Annotated in this window: 18 protein-coding genes; 13 read left to right on the top strand and 5 right to left on the bottom strand. The window is 58.0% G+C overall.

Annotated elements, in window-relative coordinates:
* Positions 1-33 precede the first annotated feature (33 nt).
* The 6 genes from thyX to CENDO_RS06820 all read left to right on the top strand — a co-directional run bounded on the left by thyX (position 34) and on the right by CENDO_RS06820 (position 9636).
* Positions 34-783, top strand: coding sequence for an FAD-dependent thymidylate synthase (gene thyX / locus CENDO_RS06845; RefSeq protein WP_136141368.1), 750 nt, complete (start codon positions 34-36; stop codon positions 781-783).
* Between the two features lie 157 nt (positions 784-940).
* The gene (dapA, locus tag CENDO_RS06840) at positions 941-1855 is read left to right on the top strand and encodes a 4-hydroxy-tetrahydrodipicolinate synthase (protein ID WP_168707182.1); all 915 of its coding nucleotides are present in this window, start codon (positions 941-943) and stop codon (positions 1853-1855) included.
* Positions 1852-3996 (top strand): ribonuclease J, encoded by a 2145-nt coding sequence (locus tag CENDO_RS06835; protein WP_168707181.1) that lies wholly within the window; start codon positions 1852-1854, stop codon positions 3994-3996. Before dapA ends, CENDO_RS06835 begins: the two co-directional genes overlap by 4 nt.
* 73 nt (positions 3997-4069) lie before the next feature.
* Complete coding sequence (locus tag CENDO_RS06830; protein ID WP_246014200.1) at positions 4070-4696, top strand: TIGR03085 family metal-binding protein; 627 nt, start codon at positions 4070-4072, stop codon at positions 4694-4696.
* Positions 4697-5037: 341 nt separating this feature from the next.
* Positions 5038-8193 carry a DNA translocase FtsK 4TM domain-containing protein gene (locus CENDO_RS06825; RefSeq protein ID WP_246014199.1) on the top strand — a complete coding sequence of 1052 codons (3156 nt, stop codon included), beginning with the start codon at positions 5038-5040 and terminating at the stop codon, positions 8191-8193.
* 276 nt (positions 8194-8469) lie between these two features.
* Positions 8470-9636 carry a TerC family protein gene (locus CENDO_RS06820; RefSeq protein WP_136141365.1) on the top strand — a complete coding sequence of 389 codons (1167 nt, stop codon included), beginning with the start codon at positions 8470-8472 and terminating at the stop codon, positions 9634-9636.
* 123 nt (positions 9637-9759) lie between these two features.
* Here CENDO_RS06820 and CENDO_RS06815 read toward each other — a convergent pair whose 3' ends face one another.
* A complete protein-coding gene (locus CENDO_RS06815; protein WP_136141364.1) occupies positions 9760-10047 on the bottom strand; it encodes a YciI family protein in 288 nt (95 codons plus the stop codon).
* 119 nt (positions 10048-10166) lie between these two features.
* Here CENDO_RS06815 and pgsA point away from each other — a divergent pair, with 119 nt between their 5' ends.
* From pgsA to CENDO_RS06795, 4 genes are all read left to right on the top strand, one after another.
* Entirely contained in the window at positions 10167-10742 is a 576-nt protein-coding gene (pgsA, locus tag CENDO_RS06810) for a CDP-diacylglycerol--glycerol-3-phosphate 3-phosphatidyltransferase (RefSeq protein ID WP_136141363.1), read from the top strand.
* 50 nt (positions 10743-10792) lie between these two features.
* Positions 10793-11326 (top strand): CinA family protein, encoded by a 534-nt coding sequence (locus tag CENDO_RS06805; RefSeq protein ID WP_425456157.1) that lies wholly within the window; start codon positions 10793-10795, stop codon positions 11324-11326.
* A gap of 86 nt (positions 11327-11412) precedes the next feature.
* Complete coding sequence (locus tag CENDO_RS06800; protein ID WP_136141362.1) at positions 11413-11769, top strand: helix-turn-helix domain-containing protein; 357 nt, start codon at positions 11413-11415, stop codon at positions 11767-11769.
* Between the two features lie 193 nt (positions 11770-11962).
* Positions 11963-12799, top strand: coding sequence for a PspA/IM30 family protein (locus CENDO_RS06795; RefSeq protein ID WP_136141361.1), 837 nt, complete (start codon positions 11963-11965; stop codon positions 12797-12799).
* 70 nt (positions 12800-12869) lie between these two features.
* Here CENDO_RS06795 and CENDO_RS06790 read toward each other — a convergent pair whose 3' ends face one another.
* Genes CENDO_RS06790 through CENDO_RS06780 form a run of 3 tightly spaced genes read right to left on the bottom strand, consistent with a single transcriptional unit; the run spans position 12870 to position 14759 of the window.
* The gene (locus CENDO_RS06790) at positions 12870-13481 is read right to left on the bottom strand and encodes an energy-coupling factor transporter transmembrane component T family protein (RefSeq protein ID WP_136141360.1); all 612 of its coding nucleotides are present in this window, start codon (positions 13479-13481) and stop codon (positions 12870-12872) included.
* Entirely contained in the window at positions 13478-14179 is a 702-nt protein-coding gene (locus CENDO_RS06785; protein ID WP_136141359.1) for an energy-coupling factor ABC transporter ATP-binding protein, read from the bottom strand. Before CENDO_RS06785 ends, CENDO_RS06790 begins: the two co-directional genes overlap by 4 nt.
* Positions 14166-14759 (bottom strand): biotin transporter BioY, encoded by a 594-nt coding sequence (locus tag CENDO_RS06780; protein WP_136141358.1) that lies wholly within the window; start codon positions 14757-14759, stop codon positions 14166-14168. The genes CENDO_RS06785 and CENDO_RS06780 overlap by 14 nt, the downstream gene beginning before the upstream one ends.
* Before the next feature lie 270 nt (positions 14760-15029).
* Here CENDO_RS06780 and CENDO_RS06775 point away from each other — a divergent pair, with 270 nt between their 5' ends.
* From CENDO_RS06775 to recX, 3 genes are all read left to right on the top strand, one after another.
* Complete coding sequence (locus tag CENDO_RS06775) at positions 15030-15245, top strand: DUF3046 domain-containing protein (protein WP_136141357.1); 216 nt, start codon at positions 15030-15032, stop codon at positions 15243-15245.
* A gap of 332 nt (positions 15246-15577) precedes the next feature.
* The gene (gene recA / locus CENDO_RS06770) at positions 15578-16711 is read left to right on the top strand and encodes a recombinase RecA (protein ID WP_136141356.1); all 1134 of its coding nucleotides are present in this window, start codon (positions 15578-15580) and stop codon (positions 16709-16711) included.
* Positions 16712-16718: 7 nt separating this feature from the next.
* Positions 16719-17318 carry a recombination regulator RecX gene (gene recX, locus CENDO_RS06765; RefSeq protein ID WP_136141355.1) on the top strand — a complete coding sequence of 200 codons (600 nt, stop codon included), beginning with the start codon at positions 16719-16721 and terminating at the stop codon, positions 17316-17318.
* A gap of 281 nt (positions 17319-17599) precedes the next feature.
* On the opposite strand, the gene CENDO_RS06760 is transcribed toward recX, so the two are convergent.
* The gene (locus CENDO_RS06760) at positions 17600-18373 is read right to left on the bottom strand and encodes an ATP-binding protein (RefSeq protein WP_136141354.1); all 774 of its coding nucleotides are present in this window, start codon (positions 18371-18373) and stop codon (positions 17600-17602) included.
* Positions 18374-18390: the final 17 nt, after the last annotated feature.

Here is an 18390-nt window from a genome sequence, read left to right as displayed (position 1 = left end):
ACAAATACGCCACAGCAGAGGTGTTCAACTTACATGGCAATCGCTAAAGATTTAGACGTCCAGCTCATCGCGGCCACGGCATTTACCCCGCCGCGTGGCGTGGAATGGCAGGTGGATCCGGGCACGCCTGATTCCCAGGCGCTGGTCGAGTTTGCCGGCAGGGCGTGTTATGAGTCATTCCACAAGCCCAACCCGCGCACCGCCTCGAATGAGGCTTATCTACACCACATCTTGGAGGTGGGGCATGACGCGTTGCTAGAGCATGCCACGGCCACGCTGTACATTCGCGGTATCTCCCGTTCGGCCACCCATGAATTGGTCCGCCATCGCCATTTTTCCTTTTCCGAGCTGTCCCAACGCTTCGTGCATTCCGAAGAACCGGAAATGGTAATGCCCAAGGCCATCGCTGCGGATGAATCTTTGAGCCGCCTGATGACGGAGGCGGTGGATGAGACGCGCTTTGTCTATGATTCGTTGCTCCAAGGCCTAGAGGAGCAGCTGGCTGGCGAGCCCAATGCGCTGCTGCGCCTCAAGCAGGCGCGTCAGGCCGCGCGCTCAATCCTGCCGAACGCCACGGAGTCACGCATAGTAGTGACCGGAAATTACCGCGCGTGGCGCGGCTTCATCGCGTCTCGCGCGTCCGAGCACGCCGACGGCGAAATCCGAACCGTCGCAATCGAGGCGCTTAAATTACTGCGGGCTCAGGCACCGGTGCTTTTCGACGATTTTCACATCACCACCCTCGCCGACGGCACTGAGATGGCATCCTCCCCCTATGCCTAAAGCTAACCCAGCACCCTTCGAACCCGGAGGAAGGCCGTAGAGCGTGGCGCCGCGATGCCACTGGCAGACCGTGATGGGGTAAAAGAGCCCCATATGAATCGCGCCACGCACCAATAAGTGTGCATTGAGTGGGGCTAACGGGGTAACCTTGTGACCCATGAGCACAGGTATGACAGCTAAGACAGGCGTCGAGACATTCGGTCGCGTTGGCGTCGCCATGGTTACCCCGTTTGACCACGATGGCGAGCTGGACGTTGAGACCGGTGTGCGCCTGGCCGTTCACCTCGTCGATAACGGTATTGATAACCTCGTCCTGGCAGGTACCACGGGCGAATCACCTACCACGACTGTTGCTGAAAAGCTGGAATTGCTCAAGGCCGTCAAAGCTGAAGTGGGGGACCGCGCAAAGATTTGCGCTGGTGCCGGCACCAACAACACCGCCGCCTCCGTTGAGTTGGCGCGTCAGTCCGCCGAAGCGGGTGCTGATTCGTTGCTCGTGGTGACCCCTTACTATTCAAAGCCATCCCAGGCTGGCGTGTATGCGCACTTTGAGGCCATTGCCAACGCTACGGATCTTCCCATCTGTGTCTATGACATTCCGGGCCGCTCGGGTATTCCAATCACCTCGGATACCCTTCGCCGTTTGGCCGAGCTGCCCACTATCCAGGCTGTCAAGGACGCTAAGGGGAACCTTGGCGAGGGTGCTTTACTCATGCAAGAAACCGGTTTGGCGTGGTACTCCGGTGATGATCCATTGAACTTGCCCTGGCTATCCCTGGGTGCTTCTGGTTTCATCTCCGTGGTTGGCCATGCGGCTCCGCGTGCCCTTGCTGATCTATATGCTTCTTTTGAAGAAGGTGACCTTGCGCGTGCAAGGGACATCAACGTTAACGTTCTCACCCCGCTGACCCATGCTCAGGCCCGCCTGGGCGGTGCAACTATGGCTAAGGCCGCACTGGCGATGCAGGGGTTTGAGGTGGGTAAGCCGCGTCTGCCGATTGTGCCAATTGAGGAACATGAGATGGACGCGCTCCGAATTGATATGGAAAAGGCTGGAGTCCTTAAAGAATGACTGAAACCCGTAACCGCTCCCGGAAGGTGACCCGCAAGGCGGGCCCTCCGGCAGAGACCACCGATACCGCCTCTAACGAGGCGGCTTCGCCTGTTTTCCAGGCTCCAACCGCAGACGCCTCTGCGTCCGGTGGTAACGGTCAAGGCGGCAACAGCAAAACTGCCGCCAACAATGACAACAATGAGAACTCGGGCCAGAATGACAAGAAATCTGGCAATGGAAACCGTCGTTCCAATCGATCCCGCGGCTCCCGCGGCGGCCGCAACAATAACGGCGGCGGCAACAACAACAACGGGAGCAACGGCCAGAACGGAAAGGGCGGCGGCAACAACCGCGGTAACCGCAACAACGGTAATAACCGCGGCCGCCGCAACGTTCCGAAGTCCATGCAGGGCGCGGATCTGACCAAGCGCCTTCCGGAACCACCGAAGCAGGCCAAGGATTCCCTGCGCATTTACGCGCTGGGCGGCATTTCGGAGATCGGCCGCAACATGACGGTCTTCGAGTATGACGGCAAGCTGCTGATAATCGACTGTGGTGTTCTGTTCCCGTCTTCCGGCGAACCTGGCGTTGACCTCATCCTCCCGGATTTCGGCCCGATCGAAAACAAGATTGACAAGGTAGAGGCGCTGGTGGTTACCCACGCCCACGAGGATCACATCGGCGCTATCCCATGGCTGCTTAAGCTGCGCCCGGACATCCCCATCGTGGCATCCCGCTTCACCATCGCTCTAATCGCGGCAAAGTGTAAGGAGCACCGTCAGCGCCCTAAGTTCATCGAGGTCAACGAGAAGTCCGATGTGAAGTACGGTCCTTTCCGTTGCCGCTTCTGGGCCGTAAACCACTCCGTCCCGGACGCGCTTGGCATCATGCTGAACACCCCGGCGGGCTCTGTCGTCCACACCGGTGACATCAAGCTAGACCAGACCCCACTGGATAATCGTCCAACCGATCTTCCAGCCCTGTCGCGGTATGGCGATGAGGGCGTGGACCTGATGCTGTGTGATTCCACCAATGCGAATATTCCGGGCGTGTCCGCCTCTGAAGGAGACATTCCGGCTACATTCAAGCGATTGGTCGCAGGGGCCAAGCAGCGGGTTATCATCGCTTCCTTCGCCTCCAACGTTTACCGCGTGCAGGCCGCTATTGACGCCGCGGTGGCCGCCGGCCGCAAGGTTGCGTTCAACGGCCGCTCCATGATCCGCAACATGGAGATCGCTGAGAAGATGGGCTTTTTGAAGGTGCCTCGCGGCACCATCGTCTCCATCGATGACGCCTCCAAGATGGCTCCACACAAGGTGGTGCTCATCACCACGGGCACCCAGGGTGAGCCGATGGCGGCGCTGTCCCGCATGGCGCGGCGCGAGCATCGCCAAATCACCGTGCGCGACGGTGACCTGATCGTCTTCTCTTCCTCACTGATTCCGGGTAACGAGGAAGCGGTATTCGGCGTGATGAACATGCTGTCCCAGATCGGTGCGGAAGTTATCACCAACAAGGAGGCTAAGGTCCACTCCTCGGGCCATGGCTACGGTGGCGAGCTGCTCTTCCTGTACAACGCGGCTCGTCCAAAGAATGCCATGCCTGTTCACGGCGAGTGGCGCCACCTGCGGGCCAACAAGGAACTGGCTATTTCCACCGGCGTTGACCGCGACCGCGTGGTCCTGGCCCAAAATGGCGTGGTCGTGGATCTCGCAAAGGGCCGCGCGAACGTGGTGGGTCAGATCCAGGTGGGTAACCTGTACGTGGACGGCGTGTCCATGGGCAATGTTGATGCTGACACCCTGACGGACCGCACCAACCTCGGCGCCGGCGGCGTGGTATCTATCACCTGCGTGATTGATAACCGGACCGCCCGATTGCTGGAGCACCCAACCGTGGCCACCACCGGTTTCTCCGAGGATGACCGCAACGTTGTCCCAGAGATCGCCGAATTGGTCGAAAACACTATGAACGACCTGGCCGCCGAGGGTGAGAATGACACCTACCGCATGGTTCAGAAGCTGCGCCGCAAGGTGGGCAAGCTGATGAGCTCCAAGTACAAGCGAGAGCCGGTTATCCTGCCTACCATCGTTCCAACCTCCGGTGACGGAAGCTACATCGATGATGATGAGGTTCGGGCCTCCCGCGAGTCCCTCTAAGGCCGTGTTATAAGGCCTTTCATGCTCCTCAGCGTGGCGGCACGTTTAGTGGCGAGCCGCTATGCTGGGGAGCATGACTTTTTCACAAACTGAACGCGAACGCCTTGCCGCTCTGCTTAAGGAACTGGGCCCGGATGCTCCCACCCTGTGCGAGGGATGGACTACCAAGGATATGGCCGTACACCTCTGGGTCAGGGAAAACCGCCCGGATGCTACGGCCGGAATGTTCATCCCGGCGCTGGAGGGACACCTCAATAAGGTGTCCGATAAAGTCGCCACCAAGGGATATGAGGAGCTGGTTCGCGAGTGGGGGAGTGGACCGGGCAAATTCAGCCCAATCCGCCTCATCGAGGCCCAGGCTAACCTGGCGGAAAACTTTATTCACCACGAGGACGTCCGCCGGGCTAACGGACGCACGGATGAACGTGACTTCTCCGCGGCGATTGAAAAGAAGCTCCACGGCGTGCTCAAGATGATGGCCCCACGCATGCTGGGCAAGTCCGGTTGTCCCGTCGTGCTTTTCCCCCGCGGTCTGTCCCGAGTGGTGTGTGCCGATAAACACGGCGTAGCGGAAGACGGCCAGGACGTGGTGCGCGTGCATGGCAGCGTCGGGGAGCTGCTGCTTTGGGTCTATGGGCGCGACGAGGTCCACGTGACCATTGAGGGACCCGCGGACAAGGCGGTGCGCTCCGGCGTGTAGGCACTCTCGGATAGGCTTCAAGGCTCCGGCCTGATAGTCAAGGCTCCTGAATGGATTTTCATCCGTTTAGGGGCCTTCACTGTTTCTGGGTAATGCGAATTAGCCGATTTGGCCGCGCACGTGGCGCAGAAATCCACATGTAAACCCGTGTTGCATGTGTGACTAAAGGTAATTAAGCGGTTAAAGTTACAGCCATGTCTGTCAAAAACGCCCCGTCGCGCGGAAACGGCCGTGCCAGGAAGAAGCCCGCGGCCCGTGGAGGCCGTTCAAGTGGAGCACGTACCACCACGCGTAACACGCGGCCGATGGGGCGCAGCACCTCGGCCACATCACGGGATTTGATGGCTACATCCTCCCGGCGTTCTACTCAGCGCGCTGCGGAAACGTCGCATGAACGCACAGGAAGTGCGTTTCGTGCCGTCGGGCGCGGTGTGGGTGCGGCGTTCGGCGCCACGGCCAGGGGGCTGGGCGGTCTGACCCGCGGCGTGGGCGAGAGCCTGAGCAGCCTGCGCCCGGTTCGGGGAGATGAGGATTTATACGATGAGACAGACCTGTTTGATGGCTTGGAAGATGACCACGCTGACGAAACCGATAATGCAAGGGAGCCGGTAGAAATTTCTGAGAAGAAGGCCAGTGCGACTCGCAAGAGGAGTGGTGGCGCAACCCGCAAACGTTCCAATCCCTCGCCGTTGGCCGAGGAGATGGAAGAACAGGACCGCCGCGAAGCAGAGGCAGCACGGGACGAGGGGCGTATTGCCATAGGTAACCCAGACACGGTGGGCCTAGTCCTCCTTGGGCTAGCGGCCGTTCTTGGCGCTTCCGTATGGCTCAACGTCGCCGGACCGGTGGGTGCCGGAATTGCGCAGGTAGTACACCTAATTATCGGCGCCGGCGCACTCGTCCTGCCGGTAGCGCTTGTGGCCCTCGCCCTCGTTCTCATGCTGGGCATCTCAGGCCCCGAGGGCGGTATTAAACCGCGGGTGATGCTAGGCACGGTGCTGATAATCGTGTCCATGCTCGGCCTGATTCACGTCTTTGCGGGGGATCCTGCGGACTGGGCCGGTCGCATGACCGCAGGCGGCGCTGTGGGCGCGTGGACCGGCGGCCTGCTGGCTAAGGGATTTTCAGGGTTCGTTGCCGTACCCCTGCTAGTTTTGGTCATTGTTTACGGTGCGCTGAAGGTCACGGGTATTACCACCCGGGAGGCGTGGGAGTACCTGACAGCGGTAATTTCAAACGCGCTGCGGCCCGAGGCCGCAGATGGGACGGTCGAAGATGAGGGTGATGACCTTTATGACCACGTAGATTCGGACATCGATGATATCGCCGAAGGCCGCGCTCGGCGCGAGCGTGAGCGCCCGGCACCCGCACGCGCTGTGCGTGCCCCTAAACCTCGTCGCCAGCGCACGCCGCTCGAGGCGTACCCGATTGACGATGAGGTTGCTGAGGATGAACGCGCCGCTACCCAAGACCGCCAGGCGGCGGTGGGCAATCGTGCGCTGGCCCGGGAGATCGATGACACGGATCAGTTCCCGGTAGTCGATGATTCCGCCCCCGATGAGGATCCGGCACACACCCAGGTGATTCCGGCGCCACGACCTGCCAATAAACCTGCTAAGGCCCGCCGCAGCGCGGGCACAACCGGAGCGGCGGCTGGTACCACCGGTGCGGCCTCCCAGGCGGGCGCCTCTGCGGCTGCGGGTTCCCCTGGTGCTACCGGAGACGTGATCAAGGATTCCCGCGAGGCTATGCGCCAGGCAATCATCGCCCGCTCGGGCGTGGATCCGTCCTCGGGCAAGCCGGCCGATGGCCAGGCCCGCGCCGAGGCCGAGCCTGCCCCAGCGCAGCAGGGACCCATCTCGTCCAGAAACAGCGACTATGATCTGCCCTCCACCGAGCTGTTGACTGCCGGCGCCCCTACGAAGGCGCGCACCGAGGTCAATGACCGGATCATTGAGGCAATTACGGATGTGTTCGAGGAGTTCAAGGTCGACGCGCACGTCACCGGTTTCAGCCGCGGGCCAACAGTAACGCGCTATGAAATTGAGTTGGGGCCGGGCGTGAAGGTGTCCAAGATTACCAACCTTCAGTCCAACTTGGCCTACGCGGTGGCAACGGAAAACGTGCGCCTTCTGACCCCGATTCCCGGCAAGTCCGCGGTGGGCATCGAGGTCCCCAACCCGGACCGCGAGATGGTCCGTTTGAGGGACGTGCTCGACGCGCCAAGCACCAGGGCGGATAAAGACCCCATGCTTATCGGCTTGGGCAAAGACATCGAGGGTGAGTTCATCTCCGCCTCGGTCCAGAAGATGCCGCACCTGCTCGTTGCCGGCGCCACCGGTTCCGGTAAGTCGGCGTTTGTGAACTCTATGTTGGTGTCCCTGCTTACGCGTGCAACCCCCGAGGACGTGCGCCTTATCCTGGTGGACCCGAAGATGGTGGAACTTACGCCGTATGAGGGTATCCCTCACCTCATCACGCCAATCATTACGCAACCAAAGAAGGCTGCCGCGGCATTGCAGTGGTTGGTCGAGGAGATGGAGCAGCGCTACATGGATATGAAGTCTGCGCGCGTGCGCCATATCAAGGACTTCAACGCCAAGGTCCGTTCCGGAGAAATCCAGGCGCCGGCGGGATCTCAGCGTGAGATGCGTCCGTACCCATTCATCGTCTGCGTCGTGGACGAGCTCGCTGACCTGATGATGACCGCGCCAAAGGAAATCGAGGATTCCATTGTGCGCATCACCCAGAAGGCGCGTGCGGCGGGCATTCACCTAGTGCTTGCCACCCAGCGCCCATCCGTGGACGTGGTAACCGGCCTGATCAAGACTAACGTCCCATCACGCCTTGCATTCGCCACGTCTTCGCTCACCGACTCCCGAGTGATCCTGGACCAGGCGGGTGCCGAAAAGCTCATCGGCATGGGTGATGCGCTCTTTATCCCGCAGGGCGGAAAGCCGGTACGCATGCAGGGCGCGTTCGTGGGGGATGAGGAGGTCCAGGCCGTGGTTGAGGCGGCCAAGGACCAAGGTGCGCCTAACTACACCGAGGGTGTGACTGAAGATAAGGCCGCCGACGCCAAGAAGGATATCGATGAGGAAATCGGAAAGGACATGGATGACCTCTTAGAGGCGGTGGAGCTCGTGGTGACCTCCCAGCTGGGTTCAACCTCCATGCTCCAGCGCAAGCTGCGCATTGGTTTTGCTAAAGCCGGCCGCCTGATGGATCTCATGGAATCACGAGGCGTGGTGGGTCCTTCCGAGGGCTCCAAGGCCCGCGAGGTTCTTGTTAAACCGGAGGAGTTGGAGACCATCATCTGGATGATCAAGGGCGCTGATCCGGCCGAGGCCCCGAAAGAGGTGCAGGCCGAGATGAGCGCGTCCGACACAGATGGCTCGACGGGCCAGGCCGGAGCCCCCTCTCAGCCCGACGCCGCCGGCGGCGGCGAAACCAAGACCGTGCAGGCCACCTACAACCCTTCCACGGGGGCCTTCTAGCGCCCGGCACCACGGATCCGGCCCCAAGGCCATCGCCCCAGACCGAACGCAAAAGTTCGGTCTGGGGCTTTTGTAGTGTATGGTGGGTAGGCACTTGGAGGGGAGTACCCCGTTCCTACGGCGCAGATCGTCAACACGGCAAATGGTGCCGAGTGGATAAACGTTATTACTCGGTCAATATTTCCCGGTCGCGCCGGCCTAGATCCACTGTTTGTGGCATATCCGGGTGGGGGAGACCTCCGGTCATTTCCTTGTACTTTCGACCGGAGGCGGTAAATGAGCGTTCCTATTTGGATCTGGGTTGTGACGATAGTCGTCATCCTGGGCTTCTTTGTTTTTGATTTCTACTCCCACGTGCGTACCCCGCACGAGCCAACCATGAAGGAGTCCGGTTTCTGGACCGCCTTCTACGTTGCGCTAGCGCTTATCTTCGGCGTGTTCGTGTGGTTCCTATGGGACCATGAGCACGCGGCGCAGTACTACACGGGCTACGTGACGGAAAAGGCGCTAAGCGTTGATAACCTGTTTGTCTTCGCGCTCATCATGGGCTCCTTCAAGATTCCGCGCAAGTACCAGCAGAAGGTCTTGCTCATCGGCATCGTTATCGCCCTGGTGTGCCGCTTCGTGTTTATCCTCCTTGGCGCGGCCGTAATCGCCGCGTGGTCGGATATCTTCTACATCTTCGCGATCTTCCTGCTGTGGACGGCGATCAAGCTCATCTGGGATGAGGCCAATGACACACCGGAGACCGATCCGAACGATATGGTCGTCATCAAGGCCCTGCGCAAGTTCGTGCCCGTTACGTCCCGCTATTACGGCGATAAACTGACCCACCGCGAGACCGAGGGCAAGCACAAGGGCCGCCGCCACCTGACCCCGCTTTTTGTGGCGCTGGTAGCTATTGGCCTTATCGACGTGATGTTCGCGTTTGACTCCATCCCGGCCATCTACGGCATCACCGCAGAGCCTTACCTGGTGTTCACCACGAACGCATTCTCACTGATGGGTCTGCGCCAAATGTACTTCCTGCTTGATGGCCTGCTAGACCGCCTGGTTTATCTGCCATACGGCCTTGGATTCATTCTCTTCTTCATTGGCGTCAAGCTGCTGCTTCATGCCCTGCACGAAAACAACTTGGGCTTCATTAACGGTGGCGAGGATGTCAGCGTCCCAGAGATTCCTACCCTGCTTTCCTTGGGCGTTATTGTGGGCACCTTGGTTATCACGGTCCTCGCGTCCATCTGGAAGAATAAGAGGGATGAGGCCCAGGGCGGCATCCGGGTATCCGACCAGCACTTCGACTGGGACGATGAAGGAAACAAGATTGTCGTTGACCGCAAGGGCAACTATGTTGGATTGGCCAGCGAGGTTGACATGGATGAATTCCATGCCAATGAGGCCGGCGGCGCTGGTTACGGCTCACAGGGCCACAAGGCTAACTAGCCGAGGCGCACTTGTCACTCCAAGGATGGGGTTTCGCTGGGTGCGCTAAAGAATTTCAAGGCGGTGTGATGACTACTAAGAGGTAGTTATCACACCGCCTTGAGCGTCTTGATGAGACTAAAACTAGAACGAGTTGATGACTGGGTTCCACTCGCGAATTGCGCGTGCCTGTAGTGCGCCCTTGGCATGGAAGGGGTCGCCATCCATGAGTTCCTCGGCGGTTTCAATGGTGGCACCATCGTCGAGCTTGATGACTATGAGCGCACCGCCCTCGGCGTCAGGATGAGGCCCGGAACCCACGATTTTGCCCTCTTGATTCAGGTTGCTAATAAATTCGCGGTGCACTGGACGGTACTCCGCGATGGCCTCAGATTCCGGATCGTACTGGTAAGTGATTGCAAAGTATTTCATGGTTAACCATTGTAAGCACAGGGTGTGGAACCAGGCGGTCGATTTAAAACCTAAGTTCGCTGTCCCCCTGACTTTCGTGGTGAATGAAGAAATCACGGTTGCTTCCCGAAGAAGGTAGTATGTTTACCGTGAATCGACCGGAGAACCACACCACACCCTTGGCTAGTACCGCGCCTTCTAATTGGAATCTTCCCAACGTGCTCACTAGCTTGAGAATCCTCTTTATCCCGCTATTTGTGTGGCTGGTTCTCGATGAGAAAATGTGGTGGGCGTTCGCGGTATTCGCGGCGCTTATGATTACCGACAAGCTCGACGGTGATATCGCGCGTGCGCGCGGCCTGATTACCAATTTCGGCAAGATAGCGGATCCGATTGCCGATAAAGCCCTGATGACCGCCGCATTCGTTTCTTTAAACATCATCGGCGAACTCCCAGTATGGATTACGGTGGTCATCCTTGTTCGCGAATTCGGCATTACCATCTGGCGCTTCTTCATGCTCAGGGCCGGAAAAGTGGTGCCGGCTTCGAAGGGCGGCAAATTAAAGACGGTCTTGCAGACGCTGGCCGTTGCACTATATCTGCTCCCACTACCCGGCTGGATGGACATTCCCAAACTGGCCATTATGCTGCTGGCTGTTGCCGTCACCGTCATTACAGGCATCCAATACCTCCTCGACGCCAAGAAGCACAACTGATCTTTAACTAAAGTCAAAGTAATCTTTAGCTAAAGACAGAGGAGGCTACAGTGGATGAATCGGCCCGCATTGCCGAAAAAAGCACCTTTGAGCTTTGCAGGGAACTAGTCAGCGTCCTTAGCGCCCGGCGGGAAACACTCGCCGTGTGCGAGTCTCTCACCGCGGGATTGTGTGCGGCCCGGATTGCTGACGTTCCTGGTGCCTCGGCGGTCCTTCGCGGCGGATTCATCACCTACGCGACGGACCTAAAGGAGTCACTCGCTGGGGTAAGTACAGCAACGGTGGAGGACGATGGCGTGGTCTCCGCTCAGTGTGTACGGGAAATGGCGCGTGGGGCTCAAAGGCGCTGTGACGCATCGTGGGGGCTGTCCTTATCCGGAGTCGCTGGACCCGATTCGCAAGACGGGCATCCGGCTGGCACTGTGTTCATCGGTCTTGCAGGACCCGAAGGGATTCGGGCCGTACGCGCCGGCGGGGAAGAGGGACTCAAGGGCTCGAGGCATGAGATAAGGGAGCAAGCTGTAAGCCACGCTATTGGGCTGCTGCTACTGAGCATCAAAGAAGCGCAGGCAACAGACGGATAAAACGCAACGTGGGCCCTGCTAGCGCGCAGAAAAAATATTTTGCGAATATGGGAACAAAATCGGGACAAGCGCCGTTGATAAGAGTAATGAACACTACAACAGTACTTCTGGATAAGCCCGTCTCGGCTCCCCCTGCGGCAGCTTCGCGTTCGCGTCGCATGGAGCCTTTGCTCCGCGAAGCCCTGGGAATTACCCTACGTGCTTTTCGTGCTGATAAGGGTGTGACCTTGCGTGAGCTCGCCGCCACCGCGCATGTCTCACCGGGCTACCTGTCCGAGCTAGAGCGCGGCCGCAAGGAAGTTTCCTCCGAGATGCTCGCGGCGGTATGCCACGCTCTCGGCGCCAGCGTTTCGGACGTGCTCATCGAGGCCGCCGGGTACATGGCTATGCCTAGCGTGGATGAGGAGCTGGCATCTACTACTCCAGCAGCGGCCGAGGCATAAAACTTAGAACTTAAACGGGCACCCGCGTACTGTGCGGGTGCCCGTCGTCTTTAGTCACTAGCCCACGTGCCACCTCCTGCATTCACGGCGGAGGGTGAACCCCGCGTTACGGCATGGCGAAGTAACTTTGACTAGGATTAAAAGGCGTAAAACGACTAACTACAGTGTTGAGCAGAAAGAGACTTATCTAGCAATGGCTAATCCATTTACCAAAGCATGGAAATACCTGATGGCGCTCTTCGATTCTAAGATCGAAGAGAACGCTGACCCTAAGGTCCAGATTGAACAGGCTATTGAGGAAGCTCAGCGTCAGCATCAAGAGCTGTCCCAGCAGGCCGCCGCGGTTATTGGCAACCAGCGCCAGCTGGAAATGCAGCTTAACCGGCGCCTTGGCGATGTAGAGAAGCTGCAGGCCAACACCAAGCAGGCCTTGGAGCTTGCGGACCAAGCTCGTGCCAAGGGTGACGAGGGTAAGGCCGTTGAGTATGAAAATGCGGCTGAGGCGTTTGCGGCACAGCTGGTGACCGCCGAACAGTCCGTAGAAGACACCAAGAAGCTTCACGACCAGGCTCTGCAGCAGGCCGGCGCTGCTAAGCAGGCGGTTGAACGCAACGCCGCTAACCTTCGCCAGAAGGTCAATGAGCGCTCCAAGCTGCTGTCCCAGCTCGAGCAGGCCAAGATGCAGGAAAAGGTATCTGAATCCTTGTCCTCCATGAACGAGCTGTCTAGCGGTTCAACTCCTTCCCTTGATGCGGTCCGTGACAAGATTGAGCGCCGCTACGCGAATGCCCTGGGACAGGCTGAGCTGGCAGAGAATTCCATCGAAGGACGCATGCGCGAGGTAGAGCAGGCGGGTATTCAGATGGCTGGTCACTCCCGCCTCGAGCAGATTCGTGCCGAGATGAACTCTGACAAGGCAGTAGAGGCTAATAAGACCGAGGCTATCGAGGCTCCACAATCCGGCAATGAATCTTACGTTGCCGATGATGCTGTGCAGGCCCGCCTGCGTGAGCTGCGCGGCGAGCGTTAATTCGCCTAGAAATTAAAACCGAAGAAGCCTGGTGACTACCGTTTAGTCACCGGGCTTTTTGCTGCTGTTGTTAGTCGCCCACGCCACGGGCTGCGAGTGCCTCGCCAATGGCCTGGGCGCGGCGGATTGAACGGATTACAACCGGTGTTCCAAACGCTGTTAAGGAGAAGCTGGCACCGCGAGCTTTGCGGGCCTCGAGTACCTCTTGGACAGTAGACATCATGAGCGGGAGCAGGCGGATGGTTAGGGTCATGGCCAAGACGATAGTGTTGACCGGTAACCCGATTCGTGACAATGGCCCAAGCATCTGGGTGAAGGCGTCCATCATCGCCTCAACACGGGTAGTAAGCGTGACCAGGACCGCCGCGGCGATCGCGGCGAGCACGGTCAGGAGCATGACGGCCGCGGCTTGGCCGTCAGCTGCCCACCATTGAAACAGAGCGATCGGAATCAAGATGAGTAGCGGCGGCCCCACCTGACCAAAGAGCAGCCTGGGAGGTATACGGGCTATGGCCATGCCGATCAACGGTATGGACAAGGATAGAGACGCCGGTATGGTATCCCGAATGAATGAGGCCGTACTCAGCACAAAAATCAGCAAAACCACTAGCTTTATCACCGGAGGGCAGCGGTGAATGATGCTGTTTCCTGGTACGTAGACGCCGAGCGGGACATTGTTCATAGTCTATCCCCCGGAGAATCATGCATGAGCTGCAGATAAAACTGGATTGCATCCCTGGCGTCAGAGTCGGCCACGATGCGTCCCCGGTCTATTACGATGACCCGGTCAAAATCTCGCACGAAGTCCAGATCATGCGTCACTACAATCAGTTGTTGCTTCAGCGCTGCGAATTCCCGCGCCAAGCGGTCCCTGTTTCGCAGGTCCAACAGGGTGGTGGGTTCATCGGCAATGATGAGCGAAGGTTCCATGATGAGCACGGAACTTAGGGCTAGCAGCTGCTTCTGGCCGCCGGAGAGCACATGTGGGGAGGTGTCAGCGAACTCCTCCAGGCCAAAGCGGTGAAGCATCTCATCAACGCGGCTGCGGATCTCCCGCTTGCTTAGGGCAAATCGGCGGAGCGAAAATGCTACATCCTCGCGGACCGTCGGCATAACTATCTGATTCTCAGCATCGGAGAAGATGAACCCAACCTGGCGGCGGATGTCCCTCGCATGGTGTTCCACGTTTAGACCGTCGACCAGGACGTCTCCCGAAGTGGGGAAATTAAGCCCATTGATGAGCCGAGTTAGCGTGGATTTTCCACTGCCATTCGCGCCGATAATTCCGATGCGGTGCTCTGCTAATTCGAGATTGATGTCCTTGAGCACCGTGGTCTCATCGAAGCATACGGAAACGCTTTCAAATTTAACGTGCGGCACGGCGCCCCTTGAGCTCCGGGAAAGCGGCATGGACCGCCACTGCAATCGCCACGATGATAAACAGTTTGGCTGCCCCCGGAAGCAGGAATGGAACCTGGGCTGCTGCGGCTGCCCCCGCGTCGAGTCCCGAACGGAGCATGAGTCCTAGAGCGCCAAAGATGAGTTGGACAATGGTAGCCACTAACCCGGCTAGGGTCAGCGTTGCGGTCATCCCGGCCTTGCCGCGCGGGGAACGATAAGCAATGAGACCCGCGATCCAAGAGGATAGGACGTAGCCCACTAGATAACCTGCGGTAGGACCCGCGAGTGCCGCTAGGGCTGAGCGGCCGCCCGATAGCACGGGTAGACCAATCAGGCCTAAAAGTAAAAACAGGATGGAGACAAAAAGCCCACGGCGGGCGCCAAGGACTAGCCCGGCAAGGATGATTGCCGCATTCTGGAGCACGATAGGTACTCCAGCGGTGCCCACTGGGATAGCTACGAATCCTAAAATGATGACAACAGCTGTAAAGACGGCGATGTAGGCCACGTCTGTAGTTCGTGAAAGTGAACTTCGAGCCCTATCAGAGGTCTTTGTCATGACCGGTACCGTATCACCATCTAGGCGTGCAGCGTATCTAAACGCCCGTGGCGAAGGGGAGTTTATAAGCGAGAATCCATCAAGATTGCTACGCAAAGCCTCTGACTTAGGCCCTTCAAACCCTCTTTGGTACCGCGTATTAAAAACTTTGTGGCTAGTCGTGGAATGATTCTGCATTGAGTCATGCCGATTAAGCCGCCTCTGGCAGGCATGGCGGGTGATGGCGGGGGACATCTGCAAGGGGGAGTGGGGAATCGGTAGTATTGCCTCATGCGACTGACTGAGTATCACGAGCTGATCTCCAACGAATTTGGTGACAGTGAAGGAAAGTGGATTTCCCATTCCCATGTGCTGGCCATGCTAGGAGATACCGGTGATGCTCTCATCGAACGTGGGGTCGATCCGCGCATAGTGTGGGAAGCGTTGTGTGAGGATTTTGATGTGCCGCTGGAGCGCAGGTTGGGTGTCGACAAGCCGTCCAGATAACAAGCCTGTGCAACGATTGATATGTCAGCGCGGTAAATTGCGGTTGATAACCCAGCCCGCGGTATTTGATATGTCTCGCCTCGGAGGCCCTGGCGTGCCGGAGTGGAATTTCGAACAACTGTGCGTGTAGGCTAGTCTGGGATGTCAGAGATGCTAGTTAGGGTAGAGTCCAGATTTTCGAGCAGGTATTAGCCGTGCTCGGAGAATTGTCCAGGCTTTCGGATCTTTTCGTACGCTTGGGGAGTCTAAGTAAGTAAGGCGCTGCCGTTCACTCGGTCGAACGCTTACTGTCTATCAGAATTACAATCACAACGAATCAAGGATTAGAACAAATGGCTGCTAAGAAGAAAGCCGTCCAGGCTAATGCGGGCGATGACCGGAAGAAGGCCCTCGACGCCGCGATGGCAATGATCGAGAAGGACTTCGGCAAGGGGTCCATCATGCGCTTGGGGGATGACGAACGCCCGCCTATTCAGGCAATCTCCTCCGGCAACACCGCAATTGACATCGCTTTGGGCATTGGCGGGTTCCCGCGCGGTCGCATTGTTGAAATCTATGGACCCGAATCATCCGGTAAGACCACGGTAGCGCTTCATGCTATTGCCTCGGCCCAGAAGGCCGGCGGTATCGCCGCATTCATCGATGCTGAGCACGCGTTGGATCCAGAGTATGCCCGCCTGCTGGGGGTGGACACGGATAACCTTCTAGTCTCTCAGCCGGATACCGGCGAGCAAGCACTGGAAATCGCGGATATGCTCGTCCGTTCTGGCGCCATCGATATTATTGTCATTGACTCCGTGGCGGCACTTACCCCGAAGGCTGAAATTGAGGGTGAGATGGGCGATAGCCACGTTGGTTTGCAGGCCCGTCTTATGTCTCAGGCGCTGCGTAAAATGACCGGCGCGCTGTACAACTCGGGCACCACTGCGATCTTCATTAACCAGCTCCGCGAAAAGATCGGCGTGATGTTCGGATCGCCAGAGACCACCACCGGCGGTAAGGCGCTGAAGTTCTATGCATCCGTGCGCTGCGATATCCGCCGTATCCAAACGTTGAAGGATGGTCAGGACGCGATTGGCAACCGCACCAAACTGAAGGTTGTAAAGAATAAGGTTTCCCCTCCATTCAAGATTGCCGAATTTGACATCATGTACGGGGAGGGCATTTCCCGCGAATCCTCCATCATCGACCTCGGCGTTGAAAATGGTTTCATTAAGAAGTCCGGCTCCTGGTTTACCTACGAAGGCGACCAGCTGGGACAGGGCAAGGAGAAAGCCCGCAATTTCTTGAAGAATAATCCAGATCTTGCCGATGAGATTGAGAAGAAGATCTTCTCCAAGCTGGGAGTTGGACCGAAGGCAGCCACCGATGAGGACGTAGCGATGGATGTCCCGGGCTCCGATGATCCGCTAACCGATGAGTCCGTGGACTTGGTGCCAAACGTTGACTTCGATGATGAGGATTAGAAACTAAGTGTCACAGCAACCCGCCCCTGAGAAACTGGAGCAGCTTCGCCAAGCGCTAGAAGCTTACGAATCCGGCGAAGCTGGGGGCGGGTTGTTTGACCGCGAGGCGGAACAAGCCAAATCCAAAGTGCGCAAGCGCGCCCTGGGACTTCTAGATCAGCGGGCGCGTTCCAGGCATGAATTGCGCGAACGGTTGATTGATGCTGAGTTCGATGAAGAAGTCATTGACCTGGTCTTAGATGATCTGGCTTCAGTGGGGCTCATCAACGATGAGTTCTTTGCCAGAGAGTGGGTTAGGCAGCGTCATGAGCGCAGGGGGAAGTCCTCACGAGTATTAGACCAAGAGCTCAAGCGCAAGGGAGTTTCGGCCGCCGATCGCGCGGCTGCGCTTGACCAGATAGACGAGGCTGATGAGGAATCGGTGGCCCGCAAGCTCGCGGAGAAGAAGGCACGAACTGTCAAAGAGGTGCCCGAGGACCGTAAAGAGCGGGATAAGGCGTTGCGGCGCATAGTAGGAGTGCTGGCCCGTAGGGGTTTCAATCAGGGCATGTCAATGCGGATTGCCATTGAATCCTTGGATAACAGGATTGAAGAGCTTAGGGACTAGGCCCCAGCGTGGAATCCTAGTCACGGGGCGTTTGGTGGGGAACAGGCTGCTCCCCCGAATACGCGGTCCGTTTACGTATTGAAATTTCAAACGGCAGCCGTGGGCTGTCTCCCCGTGCCATGGGTGGGTAAGTCCGGGGTGTTGAAGCCGCGTAGTTGGTACTGACTTTGGTTGTAGTCGGTACTGGAGTGTTCTACGTTGTTGGTACTGGTGGTGCTGGCCCTGATCCTGTGGCGGGGAGTCAGGGCCAGCGTCATGATTGATGACTTGTGCTTGGTGATTTAGCCGTTGGCTAACTCGTCATCTAGGGCATCTTGTGAGACCTTCTTTCGAACGTCATAGTCGTTGAGTTGGACGGTGTAACCAGTTGCCAGGCGGTTGACGATGGAGTCGCCGTTGACGGCATCAGGCATGCGTTTGCGCCAGAATGAGGCGGTGGATTGGCTGATGATGATCATCGGTAGGCGTTCGTGGCGATCAAATACAATCGTGGACAGGTCCGACTGACCTCGTGCATCGATCGGCGTGGTCATGAAATCATCAAGGATCAGCAAATCTACATTGACTAGTTCTGACATCATCGTTTGGTATTCGAGGCTTGTGACGTCATGTTGGGCCAGTTGTGCAAGCAGCTTGTCGAAGCGGGCATAGGTGACGCTATGTCCGTTTTGGCAGGCTGCGACTCCGATCAGGCAGGCAAGGTAGGTCTTTCCGGTTCCGGACACGGCACGAAGTTGCACGTTGGCTGAGTCTTGGCGCCAGTTCTGACGGGTGAGTCGGCGAAGCTTGTTGACGTTGAGTTTGCGCTCTTCGACATCGATCAGATCCGTGATGGTGGCTTGGGGGTATGGAAAGCCAGCATTTTTGATGGCTTTGGCCACCCGATTGGCTTTACGTTCTGCGGTGGCTGCTTTGACCGCGTTGTAGAAGAGTTCTTCTGGGGTGGCCAGGGCTTCGGTGTCGGCGTTAATTTCGTTGTAGAAATGCGCCGCAAACCCGGTCATACGCAACATCCGCAGGTCAGCACTGATGTCTTCAGGAATAGTGATGGTCATGAAAGTCTTCCTTTCTC

It is taken from the genome of Corynebacterium endometrii, from assembly GCF_004795735.1.
GTDB lineage: Bacteria > Actinomycetota > Actinomycetes > Mycobacteriales > Mycobacteriaceae > Corynebacterium > Corynebacterium endometrii.
Note: the sequence above shows the minus strand (reverse complement) of the source record. Positions and strands in the feature narration are given on the sequence as shown.

Coding starts and splice junctions, on each gene's coding strand:
- recA (WP_136141356.1), top strand. CDS start 15,578: ATGGCTGCTAAGAAGAAAGCCGTCCAGGCTAATGCGGGCGATGACCGG.
- pgsA (WP_136141363.1), top strand. CDS start 10,167: ATGTTTACCGTGAATCGACCGGAGAACCACACCACACCCTTGGCTAGT.
- CENDO_RS06820 (WP_136141365.1), top strand. CDS start 8,470: ATGAGCGTTCCTATTTGGATCTGGGTTGTGACGATAGTCGTCATCCTG.
- dapA (WP_168707182.1), top strand. CDS start 941: ATGAGCACAGGTATGACAGCTAAGACAGGCGTCGAGACATTCGGTCGC.
- thyX (WP_136141368.1), top strand. CDS start 34: ATGGCAATCGCTAAAGATTTAGACGTCCAGCTCATCGCGGCCACGGCA.
- CENDO_RS06795 (WP_136141361.1), top strand. CDS start 11,963: ATGGCTAATCCATTTACCAAAGCATGGAAATACCTGATGGCGCTCTTC.
- CENDO_RS06775 (WP_136141357.1), top strand. CDS start 15,030: ATGCGACTGACTGAGTATCACGAGCTGATCTCCAACGAATTTGGTGAC.
- CENDO_RS06780 (WP_136141358.1), bottom strand. CDS start 14,759: ATGACAAAGACCTCTGATAGGGCTCGAAGTTCACTTTCACGAACTACA.
- CENDO_RS06760 (WP_136141354.1), bottom strand. CDS start 18,373: ATGACCATCACTATTCCTGAAGACATCAGTGCTGACCTGCGGATGTTG.
- CENDO_RS06830 (WP_246014200.1), top strand. CDS start 4,070: ATGACTTTTTCACAAACTGAACGCGAACGCCTTGCCGCTCTGCTTAAG.
- CENDO_RS06800 (WP_136141362.1), top strand. CDS start 11,413: ATGAACACTACAACAGTACTTCTGGATAAGCCCGTCTCGGCTCCCCCT.
- CENDO_RS06790 (WP_136141360.1), bottom strand. CDS start 13,481: ATGAACAATGTCCCGCTCGGCGTCTACGTACCAGGAAACAGCATCATT.
- CENDO_RS06815 (WP_136141364.1), bottom strand. CDS start 10,047: ATGAAATACTTTGCAATCACTTACCAGTACGATCCGGAATCTGAGGCC.
- CENDO_RS06825 (WP_246014199.1), top strand. CDS start 5,038: ATGGCTACATCCTCCCGGCGTTCTACTCAGCGCGCTGCGGAAACGTCG.
- CENDO_RS06835 (WP_168707181.1), top strand. CDS start 1,852: ATGACTGAAACCCGTAACCGCTCCCGGAAGGTGACCCGCAAGGCGGGC.